Annotated in this window: 3 protein-coding genes; 1 reads left to right on the top strand and 2 read right to left on the bottom strand. The window is 66.8% G+C overall.

The window, feature by feature from the left end; genetic code table 11:
- Nucleotides 1-622: 622 nt before the first annotated feature.
- Complete coding sequence (aceE, locus tag JMF82_RS11740) at nucleotides 623-3,316, bottom strand: pyruvate dehydrogenase (acetyl-transferring), homodimeric type (protein ID WP_201314762.1); 2,694 nt, start codon at nucleotides 3,314-3,316, stop codon at nucleotides 623-625.
- A 172-nt stretch (nucleotides 3,317-3,488) separates the two neighbouring features.
- Complete coding sequence (locus tag JMF82_RS11735; RefSeq protein ID WP_236585435.1) at nucleotides 3,489-9,152, bottom strand: putative Ig domain-containing protein; 5,664 nt, start codon at nucleotides 9,150-9,152, stop codon at nucleotides 3,489-3,491.
- On the opposite strand from JMF82_RS11735, the gene JMF82_RS22020 reads away from it, so the two are divergent.
- A complete protein-coding gene (locus tag JMF82_RS22020; protein ID WP_236585434.1) occupies nucleotides 9,145-9,348 on the top strand; it encodes a hypothetical protein in 204 nt (67 codons plus the stop codon). The genes JMF82_RS11735 and JMF82_RS22020 overlap by 8 nt on opposite strands.
- Nucleotides 9,349-9,390 lie beyond the last annotated feature (42 nt).

The following is a 9,390-nucleotide window of genomic DNA, read 5'->3' as shown; positions in this document are numbered from 1 at the left end:
GGGTGCGGCGCCTCATAGGTTTCATCACGACTCAGCGAAGTGGCTTTAAGTCCTCTTCGCTACAGAACATGCTTCGAACGGAGTTAGTCGCAAGATTGACCCCTCACACCAACCCTCTCCCCGGAGGGGAGAGGGAGAAGGTGCCGCGCCCCGCAGGCTTCATCACGGCTCAGCGAAGCGGCTTTAAGTCCTCTTCGCGATGACGCGTTGCGGTGTAGCCGCGACGTTCGAGGTAGTAACGGGCCCATCCCGGCTGGCCTCGGTCGGCCGACGCTTCTATCTCTCGTACTGCTATGAGCCTTGGCTCTCAAGGCCATTTTCTTTGGGTTACTTTTCTTTTGGGCCAGCAAAAGAAAAGTGACTCGGCGGCCGGCAGGACGTCGAAACGCCCGCCGCGTAGGCGGCAACCTGGCGGAAGTGGGGCTACCGAAGGCATACCCCGCTCTTACAAGAACGAAAACATGCGAACAGGCGCAAAAGGCTGTCGCGCACAGGGTGCGCTCCTACAAGAGAGGGAGCGGGGGCGCCGGGAACCGTAATCGGCAAAAAAAGAGGCCCGCTGGGTCACAGCGGGCCTCCTTATCGTGTCCTCTTCCCGTGGGAAGAGGAGAAGACGCAAACATCAAACCGTCAGCGGATTCGGCTTGTCCGGATCGAGCTTGTAGGTCTTGATGGCGCGAGCGACATCCTTGGCGTTCACCTTGCCATCCTTCGCCAACGCCGCCAACGCGGCATGCGCGATCCAGTAGCGATCCACCTCGAAGAAGCCACGCAGGTGCTCACGCGTGTCCGAACGGCCGAAGCCGTCGGTGCCGAGCACCGTGTAGCGCATGCCGTCGGGCATGAAGGCGCGGATCTGGTCGGCGAACTCGCGCACGTAGTCGGTCGCGGCAATCGCCGGGCCCTGGCGGCCCTGCAGCAGGCCGGTGACGTACGGCACGCGCTGGTCGGCTTCCGGATGCAGGCGATTCCAGCGCTCGGCGTCGAAGCCATCGCGGCGCAGCTCGGTGAAGCTCGGGCACGACCAGATGTCGGAGGTGACGCCGAAGTCCTTTTCCAGCAGCTCGGCGGCGGCGATCACCTCGCGCAGGATCGTGCCCGAACCCAGCAGCTGCACGCGCGGCTCGCCCTTCTTCGGCTTGCCGGCGTCCTTGAACAGGTACATGCCCTTGATGATGCCTTCCTCGACGCCCTGCGGCAGGTCGGGATGGCTGTAGTTCTCGTTCATCACGGTGATGTAGTAGTAGACGTCTTCCTGCTCCTGCACCATGCGACGGGTGCCATCCTGCAGGATCACGGCGATTTCATACGAGAACGTCGGATCGTACGACTTCACGTTGGGGATCGCACCGGACAGCAGGTGCGAATGGCCGTCCTCGTGCTGCAGGCCTTCGCCGTTCAGCGTGGTGCGACCCGCGGTGCCGCCGATGAGGAAGCCGCGCGCGCGCATGTCGCCGGCCGCCCAGGCCAGGTCGCCGATGCGCTGGAAGCCGAACATCGAGTAGTAGATGAAGAACGGCAGCATCGGCTGGTTGCTGATGCTGTAGCTGGTGGCCGCGGCCATCCAGGCGGCCATGCCGCCGGCCTCGGAGATGCCTTCCTGCAGCACCTGGCCCTTCTGGTCTTCGCGGTAGTACAGCAGCTGGTCGGCGTCCTGCGGACGGTACTTCTGGCCGAACGGCGCGTAGATGCCGATCTGGCGGAACATGCCTTCCATGCCGAAGGTGCGGGCTTCGTCGGCCACGATCGGCACGATGCGCTCGCCGATCTGCTTGTCGCGCAGCAGGAGGTTCATGCCGCGCACCAGCGCCATGGTGGTGGAGATCTCGCGCTCGCCGGTACCGTTGGTGATCTGCGTGAACGCCGACAGTTCCGGCGCCTTGAGCTTCACGTCGGTGTGGCGGCGACGCTGCGGCAGGAAGCCGCCCAGCGCGCGGCGACGCTCCATCATGTACTGCACTTCCGGCGAATCCTTGCCCGGGTGGTAGTACGGCACGTCGGCCAGCTTCTCGTCCGACACCGGGATGTTGAAGCGGTCGCGGAAGTGGCGCACGGCGTCGGCGTCCAGCTTCTTCTGCTGGTGCGTCGGGTTCTGCGATTCGCCGGCCGAGCCCATGCCGTAGCCCTTCACCGTCTTGGCCAGGATCACCGTCGGCATGCCCTTGGTGTTCACGGCCTGGTGGTAGGCCGCGTAGACCTTGTGCGGGTCATGGCCGCCGCGGTTGAGGCGCCAGATGTCGTCGTCGGAGAGGTTGGCGACCATCTCGCGCGTCTCCGGATACTTGCCGAAGAAATGCTCGCGCGTGTACGCGCCGCCGAAGGCCTTGCACGCCTGGTACTCGCCGTCGACGGTTTCCATCATCAGCTTGCGCAGCACGCCCTTGGTGTCGCGGGCGAGGAGCGGATCCCAGTAGCTGCCCCACACCACCTTGATGGCGTTCCAGCCGGCGCCACGGAACACGCCTTCCAGTTCCTGGATGATCTTGCCGTTGCCGCGCACCGGGCCGTCCAGGCGCTGCAGGTTGGCGTTGATCACGAACACCAGGTTGTCCAGGCCTTCGCGGCCGGCCAGCGAGATGGCGCCGAGCGACTCGGGTTCGTCGGTCTCGCCGTCGCCCATGAAGCACCAGATCTTGCGATCGGTCTTCGGCATCAGGCCGCGGTTTTCCAGGTACTTCCAGAACTGCGCCTGGTAGATCGCCTGGATCGGGCCCAGGCCCATCGACACCGTCGGTACCTGCCAGTAGTCCGGCATCAGCCAGGGGTGCGGGTACGAGGACAGGCCGCGGCCGTGGCCGGCCACTTCCATGCGGAACAGGTCGAGCTGTTCTTCGGAGATGCGGCCTTCCAGGAAGGAGCGCGCGTAGATGCCCGGGCTGGAGTGGCCCTGGTGGAACACCAGGTCGCCCGGATGGTCGGCGCTGGGCGCGCGCCAGAAATGGTTGAAGCCCACGTCGTACAACGTGGCCGAGGACGCGAAGCTGGCGATGTGGCCGCCCAGCTCGCCCGGCTTGCGGTTGGCGCGCACCACCATGGCCATCGCGTTCCAGCGGATCAGCGTGCGGATGCGCCACTCCATCGCCGCGTCGCCGGTCATCTTGGCTTCGTTGGCGGGCGCGATGGTGTTGACGTATTCGGTGGTCGGGTTGAACGGCAGGTAGCCGCCGGCCCGGCGCGTCGAATCGACCATCTTTTCCAGCAGGTAGTGCGCGCGCTCGGTGCCGTCATGGTTGATGACCGCATTGAGCGATTCGACCCATTCCTGGGTTTCGGTGGGGTCGAGGTCCTGTTGGAGGATGTCGTCGAGCTGATCCATGGGGAGCTTCTCTCCGCGGCGCCTGGGGGTTGGCGCGGCTGTAGGTGGACGCCCCCTGGGCGAGGAGGCGGGAAACCCTCCGAGTGTAGCTCCGGCGGCGTTTCTCGCCAATTGGATCGAGACAATACGGCCGCGAATGGGTGGGCCCGGGTGTCCGGGCCCACCCCGTCCATCACGGGTCGAACTTCTTCTCCACGCCCAGCTGGATCGACTGGTTGTCGCGCGTGCTGTTGTCCAGCAGGTTCTGGTATTCCGCGCGCAGCGACCAGCCGCTGAGCGTCTGCAGCATCACGCCCGCCCCGACCAGGGTGTGGTTGCGCGAGGTGGCGCCCAGCGAGGCCGAGTACAGCGGACCACCCAGCAGGTCGGCGTAACGCATCGCCGCCACGCTGGAACCCTGGAAGTCGTGCCTGAACTCCGCACGCAGCTGCGGCATCCACACGCCGTAGTCGCGCTTGGCCACCCACTGCGCACGCAGGCCGAGCACGCCCGTGCTGGTCTTCACCGTCTGGCTCTCGTACTGCAGCGCGTAGATGTCATCACCATGCTCGGTGTAGCTGTCGAGGCTGGCGCGGGCGAAATCGAAGCGGCCGTATGGCGACACGAGCATGTCGTCCTGCGTGCGGTGTTCGTAACCCACCGACAGCGAGGCGAACAGCTGCGTGCCATCGCGGCTGCCGTGCACCGTGTTGCCGTTGTCGGTGACGTAGCGACGCGCATCGAACGACATCCACTGGTAACCGGCCAGCGCGTCGATATAGACCAGTGGCGACGGCCGGTAGCTTCCATACACGGCGGCGCTGTAGCCATCGACCGTGCTGCGGCTGTCGTGGTGGCCGATGTCCGAGGCATCGTGGCCATAGCCCACGCCGGCACCCAACGCGAACGTGTCGCCGAACGCACGATCCACGCCCATGCTGATGCCCGAGGTGGTGAAGTCGATGCCGTTGTCGCTCGTGCCCGGCAGGGTCTTGCCGAAGTTCACGGCGCCGCCGGTCCACACCGACCACTCGCCCAGCTTGCCGCCGCCACGCGGCACATCACTCGCCGGCGGCTCGTCCGGCTGCACGATGTAACGGCGGCTCCACTCGTCGTCGCGACCGCGCAACCCGAACATGGGATCGCGGTTCTGGCGTGCACTGGCCGAGCTCAGGCTGATGCCGTTGGTGAATCCGCCGCTGGCAGCACCGGTGTGCAGCGTCTCCAGGCGACGCTGGAAGTTGTCGATCTGCCCCAGCGCCAGGCGGCGTGCCGAATCCGCCTGGGCCGCCAGAATGCCGAGGACCTCCGCGTCCTTCGACGGATCGCTGCGCCCTGTCACGCTGATGGTGACGGTGGCCGCCGCCGAGGTGGCATATGCGTTGCTGAGCGTATAGCTCACCTGCGCCTGCCCGCTGAAGGCGTTGTTGGCCGTGAAGTCGAGCGTATAGCCGGAAGCGGAGCCGTGGATGCTGGCGCTGCCCGCGTTGGAGGGCGACACGGCAACCAGCGTTGCCGCCGTGAACGGACCGCCGTGCGCCGCGCTGGTGAGATCCACCTGCACCGTACGGCCTGCCACCACGTTGGCGGCCAAGGCCGCCGGCAACGGCACCGGGTTCACGGTGACCGTGACACGCGCCGGTTGCGATGCGCCGAACGGATTGGACAGCGTGTAATCCAGCGTCACCGCGCCGGATGCATCGATGGGCGCCGTGTAGACGATATCGGTGCCGCTCACCGAAGCCGTGCCCTTGGCCGGCGCGGTGACGATGGCCACCGTGGTGAACGGTGCACCCGTGGCGCCCTGGGTGGCGTGGATCGTTACCGTCTTGCCCGCCAACACGCTGGCTGCCTGCGCCGCCGCCACCGGCACCGCCAGCGGCGTCACCGTCACGCTGACGGTGGCCGGCGCGGACGTTCCACCGGGGCCCGTCGCGGTATAGGTGAAACTGTCGCTGCCGAAGTAGTTGCTGGCCGGCGTGTAGACCACGTTGAGCCCGTTGACCGTGGCGCTGCCGTGCGCGGGCGCCTGCGCCACCGCGGTGCTGGTGATCGGGCCGGTGTCGTTGCCGGTCACCGTGATGGTGACGGGCGAATTGGCCGGGGTCGTGGCCGTATCGTTCACCGCCACCGGCACGGGCTGGTTGATGCTCACCGTGTATGCCTGGCTGCCGGTGAAGCCCAGGCCATCGGTAGCCGTGACGGTGAAACTGTAGTTGCCCGCGGCGGTCGGCGTGCCGCTGAGCGCACCACTGCTGCTCAACGCAACGCCGGGCGGCAAGGAGCCGGCCGTGAGGCTATAGGTGTAGCTGCCGCTGCCGCCGCCCGCACTCACCGTCTGGCTGTAGGCAACGGCCACCTGGCCACCGGGAAGCGTGGTCCGCGTGAAGACGATGGTCGGCGCGTTCACCGCGATGGTGTAGGCCTGGGTGGCGATAAAGCCGAAGCCATCGGTCACCTTGACGGTGAAGTTGAAACTGCCGGCCGTCGTCGGCGTGCCGCTGATCGGGCCCGCGCTGCTGAGCGCGATGCCAGGCGGCAGCGCGCCCGACACGAGGCTGTAGGTATAGCCGCCATGCCCCCCGCTCGCGCTGAGCGTCTGGGTGTAGGCGACGCCGCCGATCCCTGCCGGCAGCGTCGCCGGCGAGAAGCTGATCGTCGGCGCGTTGACGTTGACGGTATAAGCCTGGCTGCCCGTATAGCCAAAGCCGTCGGTGGCCGTGACCGTGAAGCTGTAGCTGCCCGCCGTGGTCGGCGTGCCGGACACGGCGCCGCCGCTGCTGAGCGCGATGCCCGGCGGCAATGCACCCGCGGAGAGGCTGTAGGTGTAGCCGCCATGGCCTCCGCTCGCGCTGAGCGTCTGGCTATAGGCGGCGCCACCGGTACCGGCCGGCAGTGCCGCCGGGGAGAACGTGATCGCCGGCGCGCCAACGGTGAATGTATAGGCCTGGCTGCCGGTGAAGCCGAAACCGTCGGTGGCCTTGACCGTGAAGTTGTAGCTGCCGACCGTAGTCGGCGTGCCGGACACGACGCCGCCGCTGCTGAGCGCGATGCCGGGCGGCAGCGCACCCGCAGCGAGGCTGTAGGTGTAGCCGCCTTGGCCGCCGCTCGCGCTGAGCGTCTGGCTATAGGCGGCGCCACCCGTGCCTGCCGGCAAGGTGGCCGGTGAAACCGCAATCGTCGGCGCGTTGACGGTGAACGTGTAGGCCTGGCTGCCGGTGAAGCCGACGCCGTCGGCCGCGGTGATGGTGAAGTTGTAGATACCGGCCGTGGTCGGCGTGCCGGACAGGACGCCGCTGCTGCTGAGCCCGATGCCCGGCGGCAACGCACCCGCGGAGAGGCTATAGGTGTAACTACCGTTGCCGCCGCTGGCACTGACGGTCTGGCTGAAGGCAACGCCACCCGTGCCCGCCGGCAGTGTCGCCGGCGCGACCGTGATGGCCGGGGCCGACACGGTAAGCGAGTACGACTGGCTGGCCGTGAACGGCGCACCGGTACCGGTACTGCTGTCGGTCGCCTTGATGGTGAAATTGAACGTGCCGGCGGCCGTCGGCGTGCCGCTCAGAACGCCGCCCGAGGACAGCGTCAGGCCCGCGGGCAAGGCGCCCGTCGTCAGCGAATAGCTATATGGCCCGGTGCCACCGCTGGCGGTGAACGTATGGGTATAGGGCGCCTCCGCCGAAGCGTTGGCCAGTGCGCCCGCGTTGAGCACGACGGTGCCGGCACCCACCGGAACGCTATAGGCCTGGCTGCCGGTAAAGCCCCCCGCGTCGGTCGCGGTCACGGTGAAGTTGAACGTACCCGCTGCCGTCGGCGTGCCGCTCAATACGCCCGTGTTGAGGTTCAGCGACAAGCCCGTCGGCAGCTGGCCGGACGTCACGCTGTAGGTAAACGTGGTTGGATGCCCTTCGGATCCGGTAATGGCCTGGCTGTAGGCGTTGCCGACCGTCGGTGGCGGCAAGCTGCCCGGCGACAGCGTGATGGTCGGCGCCACCACGGCAAGGGTGTAGTTGCCTGATATCGAGAACGGTGCGCCCGCGCCGGTCGAACTGTCAGTGGCCGTTACAGTGAAGTTGAAGTTGCCGGCAACCGACGGCGAACCCGATAGCGTGCCGGTGGACGACAACGTCACACCCGCGGGCAACGCGCCCGCGCTGATCACATACGTGTACGGCGACGTACCGTTGCCGGCCGCAAAGGTCGCGCTGACCGGGGAGCCGGCAGTGGCGTTGGCGGTGCCGCCGGACGATGGCGTCAGCGTCAGCGCAGGCGCGTTCACCGTGACGGTGTATGCGTGGCTGCCAGTATAGGGCCCGCTGCCGGTACTGCTGTCGGTGGCGGTGACGATGAAGGTGTAGGTACCAGCGGACGTGGGCGTACCCGAGATCGCACCGGTATTGCTCACGGTGATGCCGGCCGGCAAGGCACCGGTGACCGCATAGGAATATCCGGCGGTGCCGCCGGAGGCCGATACGTTCTGCGCGTAGGCCGTGCCGACGGTCGGAGGAACCAGCGTGGCCGGCGCCAACGTGATGGTGGGCGCATTCACGGCCAGCGTCAGCGGGGCGCTGGTCGCGCTGAACGGTCCGGTGCCGCCGCTGCTGTCGGTAGCGGTCACGGTGAAGTTGTACGTACCGCCCGCGGTAGGCGTACCCGACAGCGTGCCGTTGCTCGCCAGCGTGATGCCTGGCGGCAGACTGCCGGTCGCGATGGCATAGCTATACGGCGAGGTGCCGCCGCTGGCGCTTGCCAGCGACTGGCTGTAGGCGACGCCTACCGTCGCCGCCGCAGGATTGGCCGGCGCGTAGCTGATGGTCGGCGCATTGATGGTCAGGGTCAGCGTGCCGCTGGTGGCGCTGAACGGACCGGTGCCGGTGCTGCTGTCCGTGGCTTTCACCGTGAAGGTGAACGTTCCGCTTGCCGTGGGTGTACCCGACAAGGTGCCGTTGCTGCCCAGCGTGAGGCCAGCCGGCAGGCTGCCTGACACCCTGGCGTAGGTATATGGCGATGCACCGCCGCTGGCGCCCGCGAGCGACTGGCTATAGGCCACGCCGACCGTACCGGCGGCCGGGCTGGATGGCGTGTAGGTGATGGTCGGCGGCGACACGGTGATCGTCGCCGTGGCCGGCGACGACGTGCCACCGGCGTTGGTGGCCGTGTACGTGAAGCTGTCCGGGCCAGCGTAGCCCGGAGTGGGCGTGTAGGTGATCGAGGTACCGCTGGCGACCGCCGTACCGTGGGCGGCCTGGGTGCCGACCGCGACGGAGGCCGGCGCGCCGCCGGTGATATTGAGCGTGATCGGATTGTTGGTGCTGTTATAGGCAACCGTGGCGCTCACCGGGTTGGCAATCGGCGGCGGCAGGTTCTGCACGGTGATGGACAGGTTGTTTGCCGAGAAGAAATGCGTCGGCGAGCTGTTGTCGGTCGCGCGCACGGTGAAGTTGGTCGTGCCCAACGTCGTCGGTGTACCGCTGATGGTGCCATTCGACGCCAATGTCAGGCCGGGCGGAAGCGTGGTGCCGCCGTCCATTGTGTAGGTGTAAGGGGGCGTCCCACCGGATGCCGCCAATGCGAAGCTGTAGGCGACGTTGATGACCGCGTTGGCAGGCGTATTGGTGATGGTGATGTTCGGCGCGCCGATCGAGATCGAGTAGCTGGCCGTACCTGTGACAGGCGTGCTGGCGCTGTCGGTTGCCGTGATCGAGAACGAATAGTTGCCTTGGGTGGTCGGCGTACCGGAGATGGCGTTGCCGCTCAACGTGAGGCCCGGGGGCAGGGAGCCGCTGCTGACGGTGAAAGTGTACGGTCCGGTGCCGCCGGATGCGCTGAAGGTGGCCCCTGGATAGGCGATGGCCACGGTTCCCGAAGGTATGGTCAAAGGCGAGGATGAAACGGTGATAGACGAGGTTGCTGCGGCGATGTACAGCGTCACGACAACGTTGTGGGAACCCGAGCCATCATCGAATGTGAACGTATCTGTCGTGGCGCCATGGCCATCGTTGCTGTACTGGATCAGCGCGGCAGAGTGGTTGGTGACCACCGCCGTGCCATGATTCGGCGGGGTGGTGACATCATTGATGGCGAAGCCGGTGACT

This window comes from Dyella sp. EPa41, assembly GCF_016586165.1.
Lineage (GTDB): Bacteria > Pseudomonadota > Gammaproteobacteria > Xanthomonadales > Rhodanobacteraceae > Dyella.
Note: the sequence above shows the minus strand (reverse complement) of the source record. Positions and strands in the feature narration are given on the sequence as shown.

Coding starts and splice junctions, on each gene's coding strand:
- aceE (WP_201314762.1), bottom strand. CDS start 3,316: ATGGATCAGCTCGACGACATCCTCCAACAGGACCTCGACCCCACCGAA.
- JMF82_RS22020 (WP_236585434.1), top strand. CDS start 9,145: ATGGCCACGGTTCCCGAAGGTATGGTCAAAGGCGAGGATGAAACGGTG.